Annotated in this window: 23 protein-coding genes; 14 read left to right on the top strand and 9 right to left on the bottom strand. The window is 58.4% G+C overall.

Features of this window, described 5'->3' with window-relative positions:
* The first annotated feature begins 6 nt into the window (after positions 1-6).
* The gene (locus IEN85_RS02030) at positions 7-597 is read left to right on the top strand and encodes a hypothetical protein (protein ID WP_191615403.1); all 591 of its coding nucleotides are present in this window, start codon (positions 7-9) and stop codon (positions 595-597) included.
* Between the two features lie 140 nt (positions 598-737).
* Entirely contained in the window at positions 738-1511 is a 774-nt protein-coding gene (locus IEN85_RS02025) for a type 1 glutamine amidotransferase (RefSeq protein WP_191615402.1), read from the top strand.
* An 84-nt stretch (positions 1512-1595) separates the two neighbouring features.
* Here the strand turns inward: IEN85_RS02025 and IEN85_RS02020 are convergent, their stop codons facing one another.
* Entirely contained in the window at positions 1596-2888 is a 1293-nt protein-coding gene (locus tag IEN85_RS02020) for a UDP-N-acetylglucosamine 1-carboxyvinyltransferase (protein WP_191615401.1), read from the bottom strand.
* Positions 2889-3107: 219 nt separating this feature from the next.
* Between IEN85_RS02020 and panB the strand changes: the two genes are divergently transcribed.
* The 8 genes from panB to ftsY all read left to right on the top strand — a co-directional run bounded on the left by panB (position 3108) and on the right by ftsY (position 9148).
* Entirely contained in the window at positions 3108-3920 is an 813-nt protein-coding gene (gene panB / locus IEN85_RS02015) for a 3-methyl-2-oxobutanoate hydroxymethyltransferase (protein WP_191615400.1), read from the top strand.
* A 4-nt stretch (positions 3921-3924) separates the two neighbouring features.
* Positions 3925-4698 carry a pantoate--beta-alanine ligase gene (gene panC, locus IEN85_RS02010; RefSeq protein ID WP_191615399.1) on the top strand — a complete coding sequence of 258 codons (774 nt, stop codon included), beginning with the start codon at positions 3925-3927 and terminating at the stop codon, positions 4696-4698.
* Positions 4695-5492: a type III pantothenate kinase gene (locus IEN85_RS02005; protein ID WP_191615398.1), complete on the top strand. Its 798-nt coding sequence runs from the start codon at positions 4695-4697 to the stop codon at positions 5490-5492. The genes panC and IEN85_RS02005 overlap by 4 nt, the downstream gene beginning before the upstream one ends.
* 17 nt (positions 5493-5509) lie before the next feature.
* The gene (panD, locus tag IEN85_RS02000; protein WP_191615397.1) at positions 5510-5881 is read left to right on the top strand and encodes an aspartate 1-decarboxylase; all 372 of its coding nucleotides are present in this window, start codon (positions 5510-5512) and stop codon (positions 5879-5881) included.
* A gap of 138 nt (positions 5882-6019) precedes the next feature.
* Entirely contained in the window at positions 6020-7129 is a 1110-nt protein-coding gene (gene ribB / locus IEN85_RS01995; RefSeq protein WP_224772403.1) for a 3,4-dihydroxy-2-butanone-4-phosphate synthase, read from the top strand.
* Between the two features lie 129 nt (positions 7130-7258).
* Positions 7259-7729, top strand: coding sequence for a 6,7-dimethyl-8-ribityllumazine synthase (gene ribH / locus IEN85_RS01990; protein ID WP_191615396.1), 471 nt, complete (start codon positions 7259-7261; stop codon positions 7727-7729).
* 3 nt (positions 7730-7732) lie between these two features.
* Entirely contained in the window at positions 7733-8182 is a 450-nt protein-coding gene (gene nusB, locus IEN85_RS01985) for a transcription antitermination factor NusB (RefSeq protein ID WP_191615395.1), read from the top strand.
* Positions 8183-8221: 39 nt separating this feature from the next.
* Complete coding sequence (gene ftsY / locus IEN85_RS01980) at positions 8222-9148, top strand: signal recognition particle-docking protein FtsY (RefSeq protein WP_191615394.1); 927 nt, start codon at positions 8222-8224, stop codon at positions 9146-9148.
* 171 nt (positions 9149-9319) lie between these two features.
* Here ftsY and IEN85_RS01975 read toward each other — a convergent pair whose 3' ends face one another.
* Complete coding sequence (locus tag IEN85_RS01975; protein ID WP_191615393.1) at positions 9320-10735, bottom strand: glucuronyl esterase domain-containing protein; 1416 nt, start codon at positions 10733-10735, stop codon at positions 9320-9322.
* A gap of 221 nt (positions 10736-10956) precedes the next feature.
* On the opposite strand from IEN85_RS01975, the gene IEN85_RS01970 reads away from it, so the two are divergent.
* Positions 10957-12876, top strand: a complete 1920-nt coding sequence (locus tag IEN85_RS01970) for a TRAP transporter large permease (RefSeq protein WP_191615392.1) — start codon at positions 10957-10959, stop codon at positions 12874-12876.
* 106 nt (positions 12877-12982) lie between these two features.
* Here IEN85_RS01970 and IEN85_RS01965 read toward each other — a convergent pair whose 3' ends face one another.
* The 4 genes from IEN85_RS01965 to IEN85_RS01950 all read right to left on the bottom strand — a co-directional run bounded on the left by IEN85_RS01965 (position 12983) and on the right by IEN85_RS01950 (position 16906).
* On the bottom strand, positions 12983-13495 hold the full coding sequence (locus IEN85_RS01965) for an REP-associated tyrosine transposase (RefSeq protein ID WP_191615391.1): 513 nt from the start codon (positions 13493-13495) through the stop codon (positions 12983-12985).
* 61 nt (positions 13496-13556) lie between these two features.
* Entirely contained in the window at positions 13557-14399 is an 843-nt protein-coding gene (locus tag IEN85_RS01960; protein WP_191615390.1) for a carbohydrate ABC transporter permease, read from the bottom strand.
* Positions 14400-14509: 110 nt separating this feature from the next.
* On the bottom strand, positions 14510-15439 hold the full coding sequence (locus IEN85_RS01955) for a carbohydrate ABC transporter permease (protein ID WP_191615389.1): 930 nt from the start codon (positions 15437-15439) through the stop codon (positions 14510-14512).
* A gap of 87 nt (positions 15440-15526) precedes the next feature.
* A complete protein-coding gene (locus tag IEN85_RS01950) occupies positions 15527-16906 on the bottom strand; it encodes an ABC transporter substrate-binding protein (protein WP_191615388.1) in 1380 nt (459 codons plus the stop codon).
* 175 nt (positions 16907-17081) lie between these two features.
* Here IEN85_RS01950 and IEN85_RS01945 point away from each other — a divergent pair, with 175 nt between their 5' ends.
* From IEN85_RS01945 to IEN85_RS01935, 3 genes are all read left to right on the top strand, one after another.
* Positions 17082-18041 carry an ABC transporter ATP-binding protein gene (locus IEN85_RS01945; protein WP_224772401.1) on the top strand — a complete coding sequence of 320 codons (960 nt, stop codon included), beginning with the start codon at positions 17082-17084 and terminating at the stop codon, positions 18039-18041.
* On the top strand, positions 18038-18865 hold the full coding sequence (locus IEN85_RS01940; RefSeq protein ID WP_191615387.1) for an ABC transporter permease: 828 nt from the start codon (positions 18038-18040) through the stop codon (positions 18863-18865). Before IEN85_RS01945 ends, IEN85_RS01940 begins: the two co-directional genes overlap by 4 nt.
* Positions 18866-18933: 68 nt before the next feature.
* Positions 18934-19647 carry an RsmE family RNA methyltransferase gene (locus IEN85_RS01935; protein WP_191615386.1) on the top strand — a complete coding sequence of 238 codons (714 nt, stop codon included), beginning with the start codon at positions 18934-18936 and terminating at the stop codon, positions 19645-19647.
* A 150-nt stretch (positions 19648-19797) separates the two neighbouring features.
* On the opposite strand, the gene IEN85_RS01930 is transcribed toward IEN85_RS01935, so the two are convergent.
* The 3 genes from IEN85_RS01930 to fusA all read right to left on the bottom strand — a co-directional run bounded on the left by IEN85_RS01930 (position 19798) and on the right by fusA (position 22838).
* Positions 19798-20208: a hypothetical protein gene (locus IEN85_RS01930; RefSeq protein ID WP_191615385.1), complete on the bottom strand. Its 411-nt coding sequence runs from the start codon at positions 20206-20208 to the stop codon at positions 19798-19800.
* A 79-nt stretch (positions 20209-20287) separates the two neighbouring features.
* Positions 20288-20644: a putative quinol monooxygenase gene (locus IEN85_RS01925; protein ID WP_191615384.1), complete on the bottom strand. Its 357-nt coding sequence runs from the start codon at positions 20642-20644 to the stop codon at positions 20288-20290.
* 121 nt (positions 20645-20765) lie between these two features.
* Positions 20766-22838 (bottom strand): elongation factor G, encoded by a 2073-nt coding sequence (gene fusA / locus IEN85_RS01920; RefSeq protein WP_191615383.1) that lies wholly within the window; start codon positions 22836-22838, stop codon positions 20766-20768.
* Positions 22839-23059: the final 221 nt, after the last annotated feature.

The raw sequence follows: 23059 nt of genomic DNA, 5'->3' as shown, positions 1-23059 counted from the left end.
TTCAAAATGACTACCGACGATCAACAGTTAGACCAGAAGATCCGCGATTGTTTCATGGCGGAAAGCCTCTCGGCAGCTTCGGTTCAGACGATCCTTGCCCGAGGGAAGAAGGCGAAGGAAATTCACGACAGAGCATGGTGGCGCCCTTGGCTGCCTGTGGCAGCCGCTGCTGCCTTCGTGATGCTGGTTTCCTTCCAGATCGGCAAGAACTACGACGTTTCCAAGTTCGCAACCAAGGTGGCCGGCGAAATCGCCATGCGCCATAACGGGGTGCGACCTTTCGACGTGGAGGCCCATTCCTTTGACGAGGTTCAAAGCAGCCTCAAGGACTTGGCTTTCTCCGTGACGCCTCATGTGAAGCAAGGTTTGCTCTCCGCCTACGAAGTAGTGGGTGCTCGCTACTGCTTTCTCGAAGGGCAGCAAGGCGTGCACATGAGGGTCCGCAACCGCACCACCGGCGTACTTTGCACGCTCTACGTCGCTTCGTTGAACGGATCCTTGAAAGAACTGAAGGCTTCCGATCGCGAGGTGCACCTAGCGGCCAATGACGTTACCATGTGGGAGGACGGCGACCGTTTGTTCGCCTTAGTGGAATAGGCCTAACGAGTCCTTGAGTAATTTTAAAAGACTGTGAAAAGGGTGACCCGAGCGCTAGGCTGGGTCGCCTTTTTTGTGATGGCGCGCGTACTGGTTCTCAGCAAGATAACGCCAATCTGCGCTATCAACTTTCTAATTCCATGCCTAAGCTTCTCATCGTAGACCCGCTCGACCTTTCTCTGCCTTCGGGGGACGGCGGCGTGCTATGGAGTTCTCGCTCTTGCTACGAAGCGTGTTTGCGCAATGTGGAGGACGTCGTCTTCGAGTACACCACTGCCAAGGATGCCGAGCTTTGCCGCCGGGCTTCGCGGGCGGATGGCGTGATACTGGGAGGTTCCGAAGCGTCGGCGTGGGAGGACACCGCTTTCAACGACCACTTGCTCGACCTCATCGCGATCTGCAAGAATAACGAGATTCCCTTCTTCGGCATCTGCTACGGAGCTCAGTTGCTGGGCCGGGCCTTGGGAGCCCACGTCGCCCGCCATCCGGAAGGAATCGAGTTAGGCGCTCCGGCAATTCGAATTTCGGAAAAAGGGCGGCAGCATTTTATTTTCGACGACGTCGAGGGCGCTTGTATCTGGTCTGTGGAGACGCACAACGATGCAGTGTTGACCCTGCCGCCCGACTGCGAACTTCTCGCCTCTACTGCTCACACGCCTGTGCAAGCCTTTGCGCTTGGCGACCTGCTGACGGGCGTCCAGTTTCATCCTGAGATGAATAGCGAGGACCTCCGGTACTTGTGGCAGGCATTTTTGCGTAACGGTTATGTGGATACGATCCCAATGTCTTACCAGCAACGGATCAACGCATGCGAGTGCGAGCGTATGGGAGTCTTGCTGCAAAACTTTGCCAAGCGCGTGCGTTCCGGGGCGCGGCAGAAAGCGGGTTCAGAGCTTAAGTTGCGTCGCGCGTAAGGACTCAATTCCACGAGGTAGGGTCCGCTGTCCTAGCGGACCAGAGACCACTTCAATCGCGGCGCAAGGCCGCTTCCTACAAGGCTACTCGTCCCACTCGATTTCGGCGCCGAGCTTGCGCAGGTTTTCCGCGAAGTGCGGATGGGCGCGGCGGATAGGGTCGGCGTTTTTCACGATGGAGCGGCCCTCGATGCTGGCCGCAGTCATGTAGAGCGCCACGGCGGCGCGAATGATATAGGGAGCTTCCACTTCGGCAGGTCGCATGGGGCGTTGGCCGAAGATGATGACGCGGTGTGGGTCGCTCACCACCGCGTGGGCGCCGAACTTCACCAGCTCAGGCAGCCAGGCGAAACCGCCTTCGTAAACCTTGTTCCAGAAGTGCATTACGCCTTCGGCCCGCGTGGCGAGGGCCACCATCGGTGGAAGCAAGTCTACAGGGAAATAAGGCCAGGGAGCCGCCTCGATCTTGGGCAGCAAATTGGAGGTGAAGGGCTGTTGGACTTTGAGCGTTTGTTGAGGCCCGCAGATGGCAGTGTCGCCCTCGTAGTCGATCGCGACTCCGAGCTTAGCGAAGCTGCGGTTGATCAGGTCGAAGTGTTGTGGCACGGAATGGGTGATCCGTACGTCGCCGCGAGTGATGGCGCCCAAGGCGAGGAAAGTCGCCACCTCGTGGTGGTCGGAGGAAATGGCGGCGTCGGTGCCGGAGAGCGAGTCGACGCCGGTGACGGTGATGACGCTGGTGCCGATGCCTTCGATCTTGGCTCCCATGCTCTGCAAGAAACGGCAAAGGTCCTGCACGTGCGGTTCGCTGGCCGCGTTGGTGAGAGTGGAGACGCCGTTGCCGGTGGCGGCGGCCATGACGAAGGTTTCCGTGGTGGTGACCGACATGTAGTCTGCCCAGTGGGAGGCGGCCTTGAACGTGTCGGCTATGGAGAGCTTTAGCTCGCCGTTGTGGGCGACCTTGGCTCCGAGGCAGGTGAGGATTTCCAGATGCGGGTCGAGCTCGCGGATGCCGAGGGCGCAGCCCTTGGGGTTGGAGTCGAGGTGGATTTCCTTAAAGCGTTGCAGGAGAGGGGCAAAGAGCAGGACGGCCGAGCGCATGCCTTGGGGCAAGGTTTGCGGATCGAAGTCCGAGCCGAGGTCGGAGTGGTCAAGCCGCATGGTCTTGGCTTCGCGATCCCAGTCGATGCGGGAGCCGAGCTCGCGGAAGAAGCGGACCAGCTTTTCGATGTCCGTGATGGCGGGAACGTTGCTTAAGGTCACCGGTTCGTCGGTGAGAAGAGTGGCGCACAGGATCGGCAAAACCGCGTTTTTATTGCCCGATGGGGTAATGGTTCCGGAGAGAGGTTTGCCGCCGTGTACGATGAGGTTTGCCATGAGGGAAGAATCGGCTGGCAGCTTCGCGATCCGCTTGACGCATTTCAACCGGAAATGGGGACGAAAAGTGAATCAATCCGTTTTGCATTGAAAATACGGCTTTCGTTCGTTTGTTACACGGGTCTCGAGCGTTGAGAACTTGTTCCAGCGACCCGGGGCACCAAGAAATCAGTATTAACTCAAATTAGGATCCTGATCCTCGCGACAGGCACCCGAAACATGAAAAGCATACCTGACTTCCTCAAATGGAAGGCGGACGGCAAAGCGATCACCATGGTGACTTGCTACGATGCCGCGACCGCGAAAATCGTGAACGCCACGAGCGTTGACTCGATTCTAATCGGCGACTCCTGCGCCATGGTGGTGCATGGTTTTGACAGTACCGTTCACGCCACCGTCGAAATGATCGCCGCCCACACCGCTGCCGTGCGTCGCGGGGCCCCGGACAAGGTCATCATCGCCGATCTCCCTTTTCTCTCCAATCGCAAGGGCATCGACCATGCCATGGACGCGGTGGACCAGCTCATGAAAGCCGGCGCCAACGCGGTGAAGCTGGAGCGCCGTAAGGGCAACATCCAGCTGGTCGAGCACATCGTGGACAGCGGAGTCCCCGTCATGGGGCACCTCGGTCTCACGCCTCAGTCAGTCAACGAGTTTGGCGGCTTCAAGATGCAGGGCAAAAGCGAGGCGGCGGCCCGCGCCTTGATCGAAGACGCCCAAATGCTGGAGCAGGCTGGCTGCTTCTCCATCGTGCTGGAGTGCATTCCGGGCGATGTGGCGGCTCAGGTGACGAATGCGATTTCCATCCCGACCATTGGGATCGGCTGCGGTCCGGACGTTTCCGGACAGGTTTTGGTCATCAACGACCTACTCGGCATGGATGCCAGCTTCCAACCACGTTTTGCTCGTAAGTACGAAACGCTTAGCGAACGCATCGGCCTAGCGGTCGATCGCTATTGCGCGGACGTGCGAAGCGCGACGTTTCCAGCGGCAGGAGAGTACTCCTCCCGTTTGGCGAAGTTGGAAAGCTAGGGCCATGACGCAAGTATTGCAGTCGGTAGCGGCCTACCGCGCGTGGCGTAAGGAAACTGTGGGTACGTCTACCCTCGGTTTCATCCCGACCATGGGCGGCTTGCATGCGGGACACTTGGATCTTGTGAAACGGGCTCTTGCGGAAAACGAGCACGTGGCGGTGAGCATCTTTCTCAATCGCACCCAGTTCAATAAGCAGGAGGATTTCGACAAGTATCCCGCTGTATTCGAGGAAGACCTACAAGCCTTGCAGGAACTCGGAGTGGACGCGATTTTCGCTCCGCAATACGAAGACATGTATCCCGACGACTATCGCTACAAGATCAGCGAGTCGGAGCTATCCACCGAGTTGGAAGGGGAGCATCGTCCCGGTCATTTCGATGGCGTGCTCACGGTGGTAATGAAGCTTCTAATGGTTGGTGACGCGAAACGCGCTTATTTTGGGGAGAAGGACTGGCAGCAGCTGCAGCTAGTGAAAGGCTTGGTTGATGCGTTCTTCTTGCCAGTCGAAATTGTGGCTTGTCCCACTATCCGCGAGGAGAGCGGTTTGGCTATGAGTTCGCGTAATCGCCGCTTGTCGCCGGAGGGATTCAAGCAAGCCGCTAAGTTTAACCAGATTTTGAATACGGCGAGTGATGAGGCCACTGCAATGAATGAATTGAAGGCGGCTGGCTTCGAGCCGGAGTACGTGGCAGATCGCGGCGAGCGTCGCCTCGGCGCGGTGGTGCTGGAAGGCGTACGCTTGATAGACAATGTAGAGAGAAAGGCGGTGCGATGAATCTTTGTATCGATGTTGGAAATACGCAGATGCATGGAGCGGTCTATGACGATGGCCGTTTCGTGACCCAGTTTCGCAAGGAGAGCGCCCATTCTTCGCGCGATGAAATTGGCCTGTTTCTGGTCGCCGTTTTGCGCGAGCATGGTGTGGATCCCAGCCGCATCGAGCGCATCGGAATCAGCTGCGTTGTGCCGGACGAGGTACACTCGTTGCGCAATGCTTGCCGCATCTATTTCGCCCTCGAGCCGCTCTTCTTGGAAGCCGGCGTAAAGACGCGCTTGAAAATCAAGACCCGCAACCCGCTGGAAGTGGGGGCGGACCGCATCGCCAACGCGATCGCGGTGGCGGAGATGTATCCAGAAATGAACGTCGTAGTGGTCGATTTTGGGACGGCTATCACTTTGGATGCAGTGACGGCTCAGCGCGAGTACTTGGGCGGCTCCATTTGCGCGGGCTTGGGCTTGGCCATGGAGGCTTTGGGCTCCAAGACCGCGAAGTTGCCTTTTGTGGAAATCAATGCTCCCAAGCGAGCCCTCGGTCGCTCCACTACGGAAGCGATTCAGAGCGGTTTGTATTTCGGTTACCTCGGCATGATTCGCCACTTGGTGGAACGCATCCGCCAGGAAGCCTTTGGGGACGAGGCGACGCGCATCGTGGCGACGGGCGGTTTTTCGCAGCTTTACCGCGACTCCGGTTTGTTTGACGAGATCGTGCCCGACCTCGTTTTGCGGGGCGTGAACGCGATGCTGACTTGGAATCCAGTCGAGCCAGAAAAAGAAGGGGCGGAAGCCTGATACAGGAGAATTTAGTTATGAAGCGACACATGCTTAAGTCGAAGATCCACCGCGCTACGGTGACGGATGCGGATCTAAACTATGAAGGCTCGATCAGCATTGACCCCGTGCTTTGCAAGGCGGCGGATCTGGTGGAGTTCGAAAAGGTGGATGTCTACGACATCGACAACGGAAACCGTCTCACGACCTACGTGATCTGGGGCAAGCCCGGTGAGATTTGCCTCAATGGCGCGGCGGCCCGTTTGGTGCATCGCGGCGACAAGGTGATCATCTGCAGCTTCCAGGAAGTGGACGACGCGGACATCGACGCCTTCAAGCCCAAGCTGGTGATGGTCAACGCTGACAATTCCATCAAGCACGTCGGCGAGCCGCCTATTCGCAGGCCGTAAGGGGAAGCTCGTTGTGGGAAGCGGCCTTGTGCCGCGATTTCAGCGTTTTGATCGCGACGCAAGGTCGCTTCCTACAGGGATCTTGCAATGCGGTCGCTGGCTAAAGCTCAGCGCTACGTTTATCGGGTTGTCAGTTCGATGGCTCCTGCTTTTGCTGGCGAGATTATGGCGGAAGACGCAGAAGAAGTAGTTTTTGATTCGGTTGAAGATGCGATCGCAGACATCGCGGCGGGCAAGCCGGTGATCGTGACCGACGACGAGGATCGCGAGAATGAGGGCGACCTGGTTTTCGCCGCTTCGAAAGCCTCGGTGGAAAACGTGAACTTGATGATCCAGCACGCCCGTGGCCTGATCTGCGTCCCGTGCACGCCGCACCATTTGCAGCGTTTGGGCATCAGCCCCATGGTGCAGGAGAATCGCGAGTCGCATAAGACGGACTTCACGGTTTCGGTCGATGCGGCAGAGGGAATCACCACGGGCATCAGCGCTTACGACCGCTACCACACCATCAAGCTGCTGGCCGATCCGGACACCCGTCCTGACGAGCTGGTGCAGCCGGGGCACGTTTTTCCGCTCAAGGCCAAGTCGGGCGGCGTTCTCGAACGGGCCGGGCACACGGAAGCGGCGGTGGATCTCGCCTCGCTCGCAGGGCAATTCCCCTGCGCCGTGATTTGCGAGGTGCTCAACGACGACGGCACCATGGCTCGCACTCCGCAGCTCTATGAATTCAAGAAGCGTTTCGGCCTGAAGCTTATCTCCATCGCCTCCTTGATCGAGTACCGCCACAAGCGAGAGAACCTGGTGGAGCTGGTCAGCGAGAAACCGTATGCTAGCGTGCATGGAGCCTTCACTATGAAAGTGTTCCGCAGTTTGCTGGACGGGCGGGAGCACGTGGCCTTGGTGGCGGGAGAAATTTCCGAGCAGCCGACCCTCGTGCGCGTGCATGCGGAGAACGTGGTGAAAGACATTTTCCATCCGGAGGGCAGCGAGGGCGAAGACTCCATCGGGCTCGCCATGAAGCGCATCGCGGCGGAGGGCAGCGGAGCCATCGTTTACATTCGCCGACCTGGCGGAGGATTGGTTAACTCCCCGGAGGACAAGAGCATGAGTCTGCGCGAGTACGGAATCGGAGCCCAGATCCTCTCTGCGATCGGCCTGAAAAAGATCCGTTTGCTTTCCCATTCCAGCCGCAACGTGATCGCCCTCGACGGCTACGGTCTCGAGATCGTGGAAACGGTGGGGCTTTGAAGGAGTGAGTTGTGAGGGGCGAGGAGCGAATTGGAGATCGGCTTCTGATTCGCCTTTTGCCTTTACAAGACTAGGGAGGGAGCCAAGTTGCCCTTCCTCTCACGTAGCTGTTCTTAACTTGTTCTTATTATGAGCCAACTATCGCCATCCGCGCTGAAAATCGACGGGTCCGACTTCCGGATCGGTGTCGTTGCAGCCCGATTCAACGAGGAGTATGTCGCGGGCTTGCTCGACGGAGCCCTTGCCGCCCTCAAACAGGCGGGAGTGGCGGACGACGCAATCGTCGTGGAACGCGTCCCCGGAGCCAACGAGTTGCCGGTCGCGGCCAAGTTCTTGGTAGATACGGGCAAGTTCGATGCGGTCATCGCTCTCGGCGTGGTCATCGCCGGTGGAACGCGCCACTACGAGATGGTTTCCGATTCCGCGAACCATGGGCTTCAGCAGGTGGCTGTAACGTCGGGATTGCCTGTAGTCGCTGGCCTGATCGTGGGAGAGAACGAGGAGCAAGTGCGCGAGCGCTGCATCGGATCGATCCCCAAGGGATCGGAATTTGGGCAATGTGCTCTGGAAATGGCGAAGCTGCGCCGCAACTATCTTTAAGACATGTCCGAGGGAAAAAAATCTCAACGCCGTCAGTGTCGCGTCGCCGCGATGCAATACATCTACGCTTGGTCGATCAATCGTCCCAACGATTTGTCCGATGACTTGACCGTATTCTTCCAAGGCCTCGAGGAAGAGCGTGACTACTATAACTTTGCAGAAGAGTTAGTGCACGGCGTCATCGAGTACTCCGCGGAGATCGACGACAAGATCATGTCGCTGGCCAAGAACTGGGATTTCGACCGCATCGCCAAGATCGACCTCGCCATCCTGCGCCTCGCAGTCTACGAGCTGCTCTATCGCAAGGACATTCCGCCGGTTGTCACCATCAATGAAGCGATCGACCTGAGTAAGGAATTCTCCACCGCCGAGTCCCGCCGCTTCGTGAACGGAATCTTGGACAAGCTCAAGGGCGGTCTCGACCGTCCTTCCCGTACGGCCAGCTGGGAGTAGTTTTTTTACGGATACGCTTAGTTTTTAGATAGGGATCCAATGCTATCGATTTTCAAGAAGTTCAAGCAAGGCCTCGCCAAGTCAGCCAAGAGCATCGCTGAAAAGACAGGCGGGATCTTCGGTCGCAAAAAGCTCGACGCCAATTCCATCGAAGAGCTCGAGGAAGCGCTTTTCGCTTCCGACTTCGGTTACGAAACCACCGAAGAAATCATCGAGGAAACGCAGAAAGCCTACAAGAAGGATAAGGAACTGCGCGGCAAGGATGTCGCCGCCATCGGTTCCTCCGTGCTCAAGCGGGTGCTCGACGGTTCGGAAGGGCGTATCCAATTTGTGGAGGGATCGCCTACGGTGATCTGTTTGATCGGGGTGAATGGCTCCGGCAAGACGACTACCACGGCCAAGCTCGGCCACCAGTACAAGCAGGATGGCCGCAATCCCATGGTGGCTGCTTGCGATACCTTTCGCGCGGCAGCCATCGAGCAATTGAAGGAGTGGTCGTCACGCCTTGGGCTCGACATCATTGCCGGTCAGCACGGAGCGGACTCCGCGGCGGTAGCCTTCGACGCTTACCAAGCGGCTAAGGCTCGTGGTCACGATACCTTGATCATCGATACGGCAGGCCGCTTGCATACCAAGAGCAACTTGATGGATGAGCTGGCGAAGATTCGCCGCGTCCTGCAGAAGCACGATGAAGCGGCTCCGCACTACAGTTTGTTGGTCGTGGACGGCAGCCTAGGTTCCAACTCCATCGAGCAGGCCCGCGTGTTTAACGAAAAGTTTGGCTTGGACGGTTTGGTAGTCACCAAGCTCGACGGCACCAGCCGTGGCGGCGCTTTGGTAGGAATCTACCGCGAGCTCAAGCTGCCGATCTTTTTCCTTGGGTTCGGCGAGAAGCCGGAAGATCTGCAGGAGTATCGAATCGACAACTACGTCGACGCGATATTCGGAAGCGACGAGGAAGCGTAGGGAGGGGAGCGCGGAGCTTCAGCAGTTAATCCTACAGTTGCGGACCGGGTGGAACCGGTCCCTCCAGGACGCGATGTGGAGGGACGACTTCCACGTCGTCCGTATTGCAGGATCACATATTTCCGAATCGCGACCAAGGTCGCTCCTACCGGCCCGCTGAGACAGCGGGCCCTACCTCATCTTCTTCTCCGCCCAGCGGAGGAAGTGTTTCATGTTGGATTGGGATTCGTGGCCGCCGTCGTGTTGACGCCAAGCGAGCTCTCCATCCAGCAGGTCTTGGTTGACTGGCGGCAAGGGGGCGGTGCGATAGTCTTTCGTTTCGCCGAGGCCCTGGGCGCCTAGCAATGCGAAGGCCGGAGAGGCGGCCACCGTGGCCATGTAGCTGCCTTGCTGGTCCAACCAAAGGGCATCGCCGTTCTCCGGAATGCCGTAGCTCACGAAGGTGGGGCGCGGAGCGCAGAGGGCGATCAGCTGGTGGGAATCGACCGGTAAGTTGTCGGGGGTCATGCGGCCGAAACGGGATTTTTCCGTGGCGTACTTGATATAGTTGCCGGCGAACCAGTGGTAGGCGCCGGAGCTGGCAAGGTTTTCGGTGGACTCGCCGAAGTTGCGTCGATGCAGAGCGACTCCGCCGGCGCCAGAGGAGGCGATGAAGCCGACGGCGAAACGTTCGTCGAAGGCATGGGTGACCAAGGCGGCTTTGCCGTAGCGGGAAACGCCTTCGATGCCGACTTGGCGGACGTTCACCTCTGGCCGCGTTTCCAGGTAGTCGAGGCAGCGGGAGGCGCCCCAGCCCCAAGCTCGCAAGGCGCCCCAATCGTCGGGTTGGCGGGGCTGTCCTTTATTGACGAGGCCGATGATGCCGCGGGTGAGCCCGGCCCCGTTGTCGGCTTGGTAGGAGGTCGGGATCAAGTAGACGATGCCCCAGCCGGCGGCGATCAGTTGGCTGAAGGAAGGCGGGTCTTCGTTGAAGCGTGAAGGAGTGCCATCGAGGGTGAAGGCGGTCGTAGCATCGTCTGGAAACTCCAGTGGTTTCCAGCCGAACATGATGAGCACGGGGGCGGGCTTGTCCATTTTCTGGGGGAGGACCAAGGTTGCGTCGATGCTGACATCGATTTCTGGATACGCGGAATTGTCGACCACCCCAGCAAGTCTTTGAGCGATGGCGGGAATGCTGTCCACGGTGAGGTTCTCGTAGCTGTGTTCGATGCGCCAATCGACCTCGGGCACGTTTTGCGGGATGCGTCCGTAGACTTCCGACTCGAAGGCGGCGATGAGCTCGGGGCGTCGAATGGTTCGCCATGCGTGGGCAGTCGCGACGGGAGAACCGTCTAGGGTGACCAGGAGCTCGGGAAGGTCGGGATAGGGATTGGCTTGGGACTCGTCGTAGTTGGCGGCGTTTGGTTCGCCGGCTTGGGCCCAGCCGTTGCGCCCCGGGCGTAGCTCGGTAATGCCGAGTTGCTCCATCATGTTCTGGTGGTCCTGGGTGGTCGTCCACTCGAGCGGGGTGGGGTTGTCCGCTGCTTGCGTGCAAACAAAGGCGTTGATAAGCAGTAGTTTGAGGCAGAGGAGATGGGGCTTGTTCATGGTGTTTAGGGCGAAGCGTTGACGTGTCGATGAACCTGCACTGCCGTCTACAGCAAGCTGCAAGCCTACGGTCAAAGATATGCTCTATGAGCGTCTAAGTTTTTAGGATCGTGAAGCTCAGCGATCAACCCTGCCTTTGCTGCACGTTGCGCTGTCGATAGAATGGCCGGCCCCCATGCTTTCCCCTTGCTTCAATAGGGCGGCTGGCTTGCATGTTGGGCGTGTCTGAAGAAATTGGCTCAAACGATCCCGAGGTGAATTCCCGCAAGTGGTGGGATCCGGTTTTGGCGGTTTTCAACCGGCTGGAAAACTGGTCCATCGCGATCGCTTTGGGGGCTATGATGCTCTTGCCGCTTCTGGAGATCGTGATGCGTCAATTTGATTCGGGCATTTCCGGCAATTCTGCGATCCAGCAGCACTTGGTTCTATTCGTGGCAATGGTGGGCGGCGTTATCGCGGCTCGCGAAGCTCGCTTGCTTTCCCTTTCCACCTTTACGGCGTATTTGAAATCTGGGTATGCGGCCGCGGCCAAGAACATTAGCAGCACGGTGGCGGTGTTCGTATCGGCTTCCTTGTTTGCCGGAAGTTGGGCGTACATATTTGGCGAGTTTGCGGATCGGGAAGGGGAGCTGTTCCCGGGGTTCCCGCTTTGGTGGGCCAAGCTGATTTTGCCTTTCGGCTTCTTCATGCTGACCTTGCGGCTTATTTGGCAGTCGGGAGATCGTTGGTGGCTCCGCCTGATCCCCATCGTAGTGAGCGCCGGCTTGTTCTATTTTGGTTTCTACGAGTTCGAGGAAGTGAGCGGCTTCGTTTGGCCGCTGCTGATTGTGGTTCTGATCGCTACGGTTCTGGGGGCTCCGATTTTCGTGACCTTGGCGGGCGCGGCTCTGGTGCTGTTCTGGGGTTGGGGTGGTTATTGGCCGGAAGAGGTGGGGCCGATCCTCGCCTTGAATTTATACGACTTGGTGAAGAGTCCCATGCTGGTGACGCTGCCGCTCTTCACGCTCGCGGGATACCTCTTGGCTCAGGGGCAGTCCTCGCAACGTTTGATTCGCTTGATCAATGCCCTCTTCGGGCGGGTGCGGGGGGGACCGGCGATCGTAACGGTTTTGGTTTGTACCTTTTTCACTGTATTCACGGGCGCCAGCGGGGTTACGATCTTGGCCCTGGGCGGTCTGCTGATGCCGGTCCTGTTGGCTGCGGGTTACGGAGACCGACGCAGCATTGGCTTGCTGACGGGAGCGGGTTCGCTGGGGGTGCTGTTTCCGCCATGTTTGCCGCTCATCTTGTACAGCGTGGTGGCGTCCACCTCTCGCGTGAGCATTTCGCTAGAGCAGATATTTCTCGGAGGGCTATTGCCGGGTACCCTGTTGCTTGTATTGACAATTGGATACGGGATTTTGCGGGAACCCAAGAAGGCGGCTTCGCCTGATGGGGCAGGTTTGGATTTAGGAGTCTGGGCCAAGGAGCTGGGCAAGGCTGCGTGGGGAGCGACGGGTGAAATGCTGCTGCCGGTGGTGGCTCTGTTTGCCTTGTTCAGTGGATACGCGACTCCGGTGGAGGCGGCAGCGGTGTCGGCCTTTTACGCGATGATACTCTATATCGTGGACGCTAAGGTGGTGCGTAAGGTTTACATGCTCAAGGAGCTTCCTGGAGTGATGGCGGAGTGCGGCTTGCTGGTGGGCGGCGTGCTCTTGATTCTCGGGGTGGCTATGGGCTTCACCAACTACTTGGTGACGGAGATGATTCCGGACCAGCTGGTTACGTGGGCCACGGAGAATATCGAGTCGCCTCTGGTGTTCCTGTTGCTGCTTAATCTGTTCCTGATCGTGGTTGGCTGCTTGATGGATATCTTCTCGGCCATCATCGTCATCGTGCCTTTGATTGTTCCGCTGGGCGCGGCCTTTGGGATCGATCCGGTGCATTTGGGGATCATTTTCTTGGCGAATTTGCAGCTTGGATACATCACCCCGCCGATCGGCATGAACCTGTTCTTGGCCAGCTACCGTTTCGAGAAGCCCATGAGCATGGTGATTCGAGCGGCCCTGCCGATGTTAGTGGTCTTTGTGGTGGGCGTGTTGCTGATTACCTATTGGCCGGCTTTGACGACTTGGCTGCCAGGTGTGGTGTTGGGGCAGTAGGGGGATGCTGGAGGATCAGGTTGATTGATCCTGCATTGGGCAATCGCGACGCGAGGTCGCTTCCTACCTAGTAATTGTCTTTGTAGGAAGCGGCCTTGCGCCGCGATCAATCGGTCAACCACTCTGGATAGGGGCAATCCTTGTCGAGAAGCGGCTGGATCCAATTCCAAGCAGACGGCTCTACGTGAACATAGTGCCAAATTGAACCCTGGTCGAGTAGTCTCGCTCGGTAAGGATTCAAATACATGTAGTGAAGAATTGGATGCAGTTCGCTGTCGTTTCTGAGTTTGTGGTCATGGAAACCGTTTTGCCAGTGGAGGGGGTTCACGCGGGCACTCCCTCTTGATCGTTGTTTCAGTTTAGCAATAGCTTGGGAAAGCGTGAGCGTGCTCCCGAGCCTGAACAAGAGATGCACGTGGTCGGGCATAACCGTGAATGACGCTTCGGAAAGTTGCTTGGCGCTTTCCATCTCGAAAACTGCTGTGGACAGTGACTGAAAGTAGCTGACTTCAGCGATAGATGGTGTGGGTGCTACTGTATTGAAGGTTACGAAATAACGTGCATTCGGTTCCGAATATCTGCCTTTGCGAAGGTCTTTGGCATGGGGCGGACGTTGCATTCGAGGTTTTGGTTCATAATCGCGACGCGAGGTCGCTTCCTACTAGAACTGACGCTCTCACTCACCCCTTCGCTCCTGTCGCGGTGATGCCTTGGATGAAGGTTTTTTGGGTGAAGAAGAAGAGCACGATCAAGGGGAGGATGATGAGGGTGCTGGCGGCCATGAGGTAGTGCCACTCGGTGCCGCCTTGGCGGGACTGGAAGGCTTGGAGGCCGAGGGCGAGGGTGTAGTTCTCTTGGTCGTTGATGAAAATGAAGGGGGCAAAAAAGTCGTTCCAGCTGTGCATGAAGGTGAAGAGGGCGATCACCAGCAGGGCTGACTTGGAGAGCGGCAGGATGATTTGCCAGAAGATGCGCAGTTCGCTGCAGCCGTCGATGCGGGCGGCTTCTGTAATGGATTTGGGGATACCGAGGAAGAACTGACGCAGCAGAAAGATGTTGAAGGCGTTGCCGAGGAAGAAGGGGACGTAGAGCGTCTTGAAGGTACCGATCCACTCGAGCTCGCGAAAGAGGGCATAGGTGGGGACCATGATGACGGGAAAGGGGATCATCATGGTGGCGATGCAAAGGTAGAAGACTTTGTCGCGTCCGGGCCAGTCGATGCGGGAGAAGCCGTAAGCGGCGAGAGAGCTGGAAAGCACGGAACCGATCACGGAGAGGAGGGCGACGTAGAGGGTGTTGGCAGCGTAGCGCCAGAAGTTGCCCATGGAATCGATGGCCTCTTTGAAGTTTTCCCATTTCCACTCGGAGGGGATCCACACTGGGGGCAGGGCCATGGTTTCCTCCAGTGGCTTGAAGGCGGTGGAGATCATCCAGGCGAAAGGGGCGGCGAACTGGATGGCGAAGAGGACCAGCAGCGCGTAGAGGAGGATCTTTCCGAGGAGGCTGAGTTTGTGGGTAGGCACTTTGGAAGGGTTGAATTAGGAAGGATGTTTCGGACGAGTCTTCTTCTGCTTCTTTATCTTAATCTGCTTCTATTTTTTGAAGAAGACGAAGAGGGAGAAGCAGAAGAAGATTACTTTCCGGCGTAGTAGACGCGGCGTTCGGAGAGTTTCATGAGGGTGATGGTGAGGCTGACGACGAGGAGGAAGAAGATGAGGGCCATGGCGCAGGCGTAGCCCATTTCCCAGTCTTGGAAGGCTTTGAGGTAAATGTAGGTGGCGGCGAAGAGCATGGAGCCGCCAGGGCCGCCGGGGGGCTCGTTGACGCCGTCCATCATGACGAAGGGCACCGCGAAGACTTGGAATGCGGCGATGAAGCCCATGATCATGTTGAAGAGAATGTAGGGCGATACCATGGGGATGGTGACGTGCTTGAGCTTGGACCAGAAGCCGGCTCCGTCGAGCTCGGCGGCTTCGTAGAGCTCCACGGGCGCTTCCTGGAGTCCGGCGAGGAAGATGACCATGGCGTGTCCGAGTCCCCAGACGCTGGCCACGACGAGACCGAGCTTGGTGAAGGCGGGATCCTCAAGCCAAGCGGGGGTAGCGAAAGTGGTGCCGAGCACGGCATTGGCGACGTCGGCGAAGGGGCCGACGACTTGGTTGATGAGGCCGACTTCTCCGTTGAGCAGCCAGCGCCAGATGACTCCGAGGCAGACCATGGGGACGAGGGAAGGCAGGAAGAAGGCGGTGCGGAAGAAGCTTTTGCCGAGTACGTTGAAGTTGAGCAGCACCGCGAGGAAACAGGCGAGGGCGGTGTTGAGGGGGACGGAGATGGCGGCGAAGAAGACGGTGTTGAAGACGGCCTTCATGAAGTTGGTATCGGTCGCGAGCTCGGCGTAGTTTTCGGTGCCGACGGGCACGGGAGGAGCGAGCACCGAGTAGTCCATGAACGAGAAGTACAGGGTCGCGATCAGTGGGTAGAGGGCAAAGGTGAGGAAGCCAAGGATCCAGGGGGAGATGAAGAGGAGCCCCTTGGTTGTATTGATGCGCTGGGTACGGGTCATATTTTTTTTTCGTCCACGAAGGGCACTAAGGGGCACGAATTAGAGTTTAGTTTACCTTCGTGGTCTTAGTGTACTTCGTGGGCGATTTTAGTTTTTCGATTCGTCGATCTGTTGTTGCCAGAGGTCTTGGTAGGAGGCTTCGACGCGGGACCAGCGGAGCTGTTTCTTGTCGAGGGCCTTTTGTTGGCGGGACTGGATTTGGGCGAGGCCTTCCTCGGGAGTGACGAGGCCGTAGAGGAGGGAGTTGGCGGCTTCGTTGGTGTCGGTGAAGTAGTTTTGGTATTGGGCGAGCTGGGGCCGGGCTTTGGCGTAGCCGGAGTTGGCGATCTCGAGGAACACGTCGAGGTAGGGGTGGTCGTGCTTGTCGTAGAAATCTGGAGACACGGCTTTGAGGGACGTCATCTTGCCGTGGGCGAGGGCGAGTTTCTCGAGGCCGCCATCCTCGATGAGGTAGCGGAGGAAGGTGAAGGCTTCGTCGACGTGGTCGGCCCCTTTGGGGATGACGGCGAGGTCAGCGTCGGCGATGGCGAAGTAGGGGATGTCGGCCTCCTCGGAGGCGGGAAAGGGGGCGACGCCGTATTCGAAATCGTCGGGGGCGAAGGTTTCGATGAAGCGGTTCATCCAGATGCCTTGCAGGACCATGGCGACTTTTCCGTCGAAGAAGGGGTTTTGCGGGGAGGAGAAGCGGCCGAAGCCGGAGCGGAGCTTGATGAGCTCGTCCTTGCCGAAGCGTTGGTGGTAGGAAGCGAGCCAGTCGGCAGCTTGTTGCCAGCCTTCGGCTTCGAAAAGCATTTGGTTTTCCCCGTCATAGGAGCCGAGGCCGAACCAATTGCTCCACTCGGGGCGCCACCAGCCAGGCTCGAGAGGGAAGTGTCCGATGCGGGAGATGGACCCGTCGTCTCGCTTTTGCGTAATGAGATCGTTGATACGCTCCAGCTCTTCGAGGGTTTCGGGAGGGCGATCGTAGCCGACTTCGCGAAATATCTTTTTGTTGTAGTGCAGCGTGGTGACTGAGCAGGTGAGGGGGACGGCCCAAATGCGTCCGCGGTAGGTGGCGGTTTCCCAAAAGGTTTTGACGAAATGCTCTGGGCGGATGTCAGCGTTTTCACAGAGGCCGTCGAGTGGGGTGAGGGCGTTGTTCTCGGCGTAGGGCGCGATGAACTGGTTGTTCATGATGGCGATGTCGGGGGGATTTCCTCCGGCGGTGGCCAGCATGATCTTGGTTTGCGGGTCGGTGATGTTGAGGGTGCGGACGAAGATATCGCCTTGGGCGGCGTTGAAGTCGTCGACTACGGAGTCGATGCCGGCCCGTTCGGTGCCAGCCCAGCTGGTCCAGAGGGTAACGATGGTGCGGCCGTCTTCGGTGCGGTCTTGGGGGATACGCGAGCAGCTGGAAAGGAGGAGGGCGACTACGCTTATGAGGGCGATCTGGGTTTTATTGAACCACTGATGGACACTGATGGACACTGATTTTTGGTGGCTGTACGTGATTGGCAGGGGCTGATTGACCAAGTTGGTTTCGGATAGTGGGGAGGCTTGGGGAATCTGTGAAGGGGGAAATTGCAAAAGTGTCGATCGCGGCACAAGGCCGCTTCCCACAAGGATCTTGCGTGGAGGGGCGGGGGGAGTTTGGGTCGAGGGGATGACGGAGAATGGAATTGGAGCGGCATTGCGTTTGCGGGGGGTATCGAAGCGCTACGGGAAGCTGCAGGCTTTGGACGCGGTGGACTTGGAGGTGGAGCCGGGGGAGATCTTCGCTTTGTTGGGGCCAAATGGGGCGGGCAAGACGACGGCGATTGGCTGCGCCTCGGGGCTGATTCAGGATTTCGAGGGCAGGATCGAAATTGGCGGCTACGATGTACGTAAAGATTATCGAATTACGCGGCGCTTGGTGGGCTTAGTGCCGCAGGAGCTGAACTTCGATGGGTTCTTTTGCGCGCGGGAAGCCTTGTTCTTCCAGTCGGGATATTATGGCCTCAAGCCGGATCGGCTGAAGATTGAGGCCATGCTGAAGAAATTTGCCTTGTATGAGAAAGCGGATACGAACACTCGTCGCCTTTCCGGGGGCATGAAGCGTCGCTTGATGGTGTGTAAGGCCTTGATGCATGACCCGGCTGTGCTGTTTCTTGACGAGCCGACGGCCGGCGTGGACGTGGAGCTGAGGGAGGACCTTTGGCAGGTGGTTCGCGGCTTGCGGGACGAGGGGGTGACCATCGTTCTAACGACGCACTATTTGGAGGAGGCGGAGCAGCTGGCGGATCGGATTGGGATCATCGATGGCGGCAAAATCCTACGGGTGCAGCCTCGGGAGGAGCTGATGCTGGAGCTGGGGAAACGTTGGGTGGAGCTGAGTTTTTCCGAAGACGTGGCCGCGAGCGTCTTTGCGGGGCTGCAAGCGGATCGAATTGAACAGGTGTCTTCGTCTGTATTGAGAATCGAATACGACTCTGGGAGCGGAGCCACGCAGGAGGAGCATGCGGTCGGAGCTGTCTTGGATTTCGCCCGAGCTCGCGATTTGGTAGTGGTAGACATTCGAGCGGGTCGCAGTTCGCTGGAGGATATCTTCAAAGGGCTCTTGGCAAAGAAGGGAGGGCGAGGATGAGGGCGAACGGTGTGCTCGCGAGCGAGCGAATGCGTCGTACCGCGGAGGAGGCGAAGCGGGCTTCGGGCTGGTATGGGGCGTGGATCTTGTTTCGCCGCGAGATCAAGCGTTTCATGGTGATTCTGGGGCAGAGCGTGGTGAGCCCAGTGATAACGACCATGCTTTACTTTCTGGTATTTGGCTTTTCTTTGGGAAGCCGTTTGGACGAAATGGGCGGCGTCTCATACATGGATTTTCTGACTCCGGGCCTGATGATGATGTCGCTCATAAACAACTCTTTCATCAACTCGTCCTTTTCTTTCTTTCTGACGAAGGTGCACGGCTCGGTGGTGGACTTGTTGGCTTCGCCCTTGTCGAACTTGCAGATCATGGTCGCTTACACGGCGGCTTCCTTGGTGCGAGGTATGATGACCTCGGTGATCATTTGGGGAATCGCGGCGGCTTTCGGTGCGAACACCTTGTTCGATCCGTTGCTGACGGTCGCGTTCATGGTGGTGGTCTCTTGCGCTTTTAGCTTGTTTGGCTTGGCCACGGCGGTGGTGTCGAAGGAGTTCGAGCATGTGAATTTGGTACCGAACTTCGTGGTGGTACCGTTCACCTTTTTGGGTGGCGTTTTCTATTCTATCAGCTTGCTGCCGGACGTTTGGCAGATGGTGGCTCTGTTTAATCCGTTTTTGTACATGGTGAACGGTATCCGCTATGGCATGACGGGAGTAGGGGACGTGGGAATCGCGAGTTGCTTTGCGGTGAGCGGGGTCTTTCTGGCGATCTCGGCGGTGCTGGCGTGGTGCTTGTTGAAGTCGGGGAAGAATTTGCGGAGTTAGCTTGAGGCTTTTTCTAGTCACAGATGGACACTGATTTTCACTGATGATGAGGTTGGGGAGTTTGGATTATGAATATCGTTTTGTTTGAGGAGAGCGAATTGGAGGGTGTGCTGCCCTCTGGGGATGAGCGGGCTGCGCATGTGTTGAAGGTTCTGCGGCGGAAGGTAGGGGATGATTTCGACGTGGGCTTGGTGGATGGGCCGAAGGGCAAGGCGGTTGTAAAGGAAATCTTGGATACGGGATTGGTGTTGGAGTTTTCTTGGGGAGAGGCGGAGCCGGAGCTGTTGCCGATCGATTTAGTGGTGGGCTTGAGTCGGCCGCAGACCATGCGTAAGATCTTGAACGAGGCTACGACCTTGGGAGTGAGAAGTATCCGTTTCGTGACTACGGATCGAGGGGAGCCGAGCTATGCGGAGTCGAAACTCTGGTCCAGCGGGGAATGGCGTCGCCATGTGCTGGCGGGTGTGGCTCAGGCGTTTACGACGCGGGTGCCGCAAGTGAGCTGGGGAATGTCGCTGCAGCAGGGGGTTGCGGAGGTGGCTGAGGTGAGCTGTCGCTTGGCTTTGGACAACTATGAGGGGACGATGCGATTGGGTAAGGCGGTGGCTGCAGGGGGTGAGCTGGCGCTTGCGATTGGCAGCGAGCGGGGGTGGACTGCCAAGGAACGGGATTTGTTGAGAGGCGCGGGATGGTCGTTGGTGGAAATGGGCGATCGGGTTTTGCGTACGGAAACGGCGGTGGTGGCCGCCGTGGCGGTGGCGCGGGAGTTGATGGTGAGGTAGCGGATTGGATTGGGTTGGGAGATCGCGGCGCAAGGCCGCTTCCTACAGATCGGGTTTAGGGTGTCGGTAGGGTGCTCGTTCTTGCAGCGTGGACCGGGTGGAACCGGTCCCTCCATGATTCGGTCAATGTGGGACGGCGCGAGGAGACAATTACTCAGATTCTCTTGATGGATCTGATGGGAGAGGCTGTGGGACGAGCTTTTGCTGGAGTTCGTCCTGTAATTGTTGAGTAAGGATTTTCGATTCTTTGCGGGTATCGGGATCGATGATACGGATTTTGAAATCGATATCGGATTTGGGAGAGACGGTGAGGATCTTATAGTCGATGTTCGGATCGGGGGTGACGATACGTACCTTGTACTCGATACCTGGCTCCTCGGATTTCACTACGGGATTCTCGATGAAGAAGTCTTCTAGTAGATCTTTGGATTCGGGGTCGGTCTCTATGGCGAGGGGCAGGATCTGGTAGTCGAGAGAGGGTTGTGAGCTGGCGCTTTGATCGGAAGCGTTGACGGAGAGAGCTGCGATGGCGAAGAGGGGTAGGAAACGTTTGGATTTCATGCGAGGAACGACTGTCCTTTGAGGTGTTGGGTTCCGTTGTATCTTGCGGCGCGGACGGCGTGGAAGCCGTCCCTCCAGTTCAGTTACGGAAACCGGTTTCGAGCACGTAGTAGTCGATGGGGAGGGCGGCGAGCGGTTCCTTGAGCTTGGCTAACTCGTCGGCAGGGCCGTGGATTTCCAGGCGGAGCAGCTCGGCTATGGTGAGGGCTTTTTCGATGAGCTCGCCTACGCTGTTGGTGTGCGCGAGCAGGGCCTCCGCGTTTTTGTAGCCCTCGCGGCAGTGGATGATGTCCTCGTGTTGGGTAAAGCTGTAGTAGAGGCAGTCGGCCTCTTTTTTGGTTCGCTCGATGAACTGCGGCAAGAGGGCCTTGAAGTCGTCGTGGCTCTCGGGGTGGACTTTGAAGTAGGGATGTATGGATACGACGGTGTCTTTCATGGGTAAGCTAAGCTCGAAGGTTTATGGGAAGCGGCCTTGTGCCGCGATTTCTGCGTGGGCTATCGCGACGCGAGGTCGCTTCCCACGGATCGGGTTGGGAGGATCGCGACCAAGGTCGCTCCTACGCGTTGGCGAATTCGGGTTGTTTGAGGACGCGGGATTCTAGGTTGGGTGGAAGGGGATCGTAGCGGGCGAAGGCTTCGCTGTGCAGGCCGACGCCGCCGGTGAGGGATCGCAAGGTGGTGGCGTAGCGGTACATCTCCATTTGGGGGACCTCCGCTTTGATGGTGCGGTACTTGGTTTCGCCTTCGATGCCGTGGATGTGGCCGCGGCGGGCGGAGAGGTCGCTCATCACGTCGCCGAGGTATTGCTCGGGCACTTTGACTTCGATGGAGAGGATGGGCTCGAGCAGGTGAGGGCGAGCGTTTTTGAAGGCTTCGGTGAAGGCTTCGCGGCCGGCGGTTTGGAAAGCGATGTCCTTGGAGTCGACGGTGTGCATCTTGCCGTCGTAGAAATCGACGGCCACGTCGGTCACGGGGTAGCCGGCGTGGATGCCGGCCTCGCAGGCGGCCCGCACGCCTTTTTCGACGGAGGGGACGAAGACGCGGTCGACGTTGTTGCCAGTGAGGGAGTGTCCGAACTCGATGCCGCCGCCCGGTTCGGTGGGACGGATGCGCAGCCAGACCTCGGCGAATTGGCCGGCTCCTCCGGACTGCTTCTTGTGGCGGTACTTGGCTTCGGCGGGGGCTTGGATGGTTTCGCGGAAGGGAACGCGGGGTTCGACGATGTCGACCTCTACGTTGAAGCGGCGGGCGAGGCGGCTCTTGAGGACTTCGAGGTGAAGCTCGCCTTGGCCGGAGACAACGAGTTCGTGGGTTTCGGCATTGTATCCAAAAAGGAAGGTCGGATCTTCTTCGTGCAGGGTGGCGAGGCCGGCAGCGAGCTTGTCTTCGTCGCCTTTGTGCAGCGCGACGAGGGTGCCGTGTATATTGGGTTTTGGATACGCGACAGCGGGGAGGCGAACTTTGCGGTCGGGACTGGTGAGGGTGTTGCCGGTGTGGGTGTCTTTGAGCTTGGCCATGACGCCGATATCGCCGGGACCGATCTCTTGGATGGCTTGGCGTTCGTGCCCTTGCAGGGTGAAGATTTGGCCGATCTTTTCGGTGGTGCCGTGGAAGGGGTTAAAGAGCTCCATGTTGGGGCGGATGGAGCCGGAGTACATGCGGCAGAATGAGAGCTCGCCCACGTGGGGTTCGGAAATGGTTTTCCAAATGTAGCAGGCGGGAGAGGCATCGCTAAGAGCGATGTCGCCGCGGTGGCCTTCCTCGTCGATGGCGGGCACGACCTTGCGGTCGAGCGGGGAGGAGCCGTACTTGGAGATGAGGTCCATGAGTCGTGCTACTCCGACGTCGGTGGTGGCGGAGGTGGCGAAGACGGGGATGAAGGTTTCGGCTTGGATGGCGGCGTGCACGCCGGAGCGGAGCTGTTCCTCGGTGAGGTCGCCTTGGTCGAAGAACTCTTCCATGAGGGTGTCGTCGGCTTCGGCGACCAGCTCGATCAGTTCGGCGTGCAGGCGGCGGACGCGGTCTTTCCAGGGTCCTTCGGCGGGCGTTTCGGTGTACTCGCCGGAGCCGTCGGTAGCGTAGTCGACTTCTTCGGAACGCAGCACGTCGAGGATACGGCGGCAACCGGGGCCGGGGTCGATGGGCAGGGTCATGGGGAAGACCTTGCGACCGTAGTGTTCGCGCAGCTCGTCGAGCACGCGGTCGAAGTCGACGTTTTCCTTGTCGATGCCGTTGACGACGATGAGCTTGGGGAGCTGGAACTGGTTGGCGTAGTCCCAGACTTGGTCGGTGCCGATCTCGGGGCCGGAGTTGGCGTTGACGACGACCATGGCAAAGTCCCCTACACGAAGAGCCCCGAGTCCTTCGGAGATAAAGTCGAGGTAGCCCGGGGTGTCGATGATGTTGTACTTGGTGCCTTGCCAGTCGCAGTGGAGGAGGGAGGCGTGTACGGAGATTTGCCGTTCCTTTTCGGTGGCGTGGTAGTCGCTCACCGTGTTGCCGGCCTGGGTGGTGCCCATGCGGGGAATGGCTCCGGCGCAGGCCAGCATGGCCTCGGCGAGGGAGGTTTTGCCGGCGGATTGGTGGCCGACGAGGGCGAAGTTGCGGATGCGTTCTGGAGGATAGCTCATAGCGTCTTTTTAGGGTGGAGGGTTGGGCGACCCGTTTGGGACGCTCGGCTTTCTTGGGGCAAAAGACGTATGTTGCTTGGGTGGGCGTTTTGCGGAGACCCGCGGGAGTTAAATTGGCGCGGGTTGGGGGTGGGGTCAAGAAGGGGAATGGGGAAGCTGGATGTAGGTTGGGAAATCGCCCGCGGAGCGGCCGATCCACCTTGGATTGGCTTAGGTGCGGG

Source organism: Pelagicoccus enzymogenes (genome assembly GCF_014803405.1).
In the GTDB taxonomy this organism is placed as follows: domain Bacteria; phylum Verrucomicrobiota; class Verrucomicrobiia; order Opitutales; family Opitutaceae; genus Pelagicoccus; species Pelagicoccus enzymogenes.
Note: the sequence above shows the minus strand (reverse complement) of the source record. Positions and strands in the feature narration are given on the sequence as shown.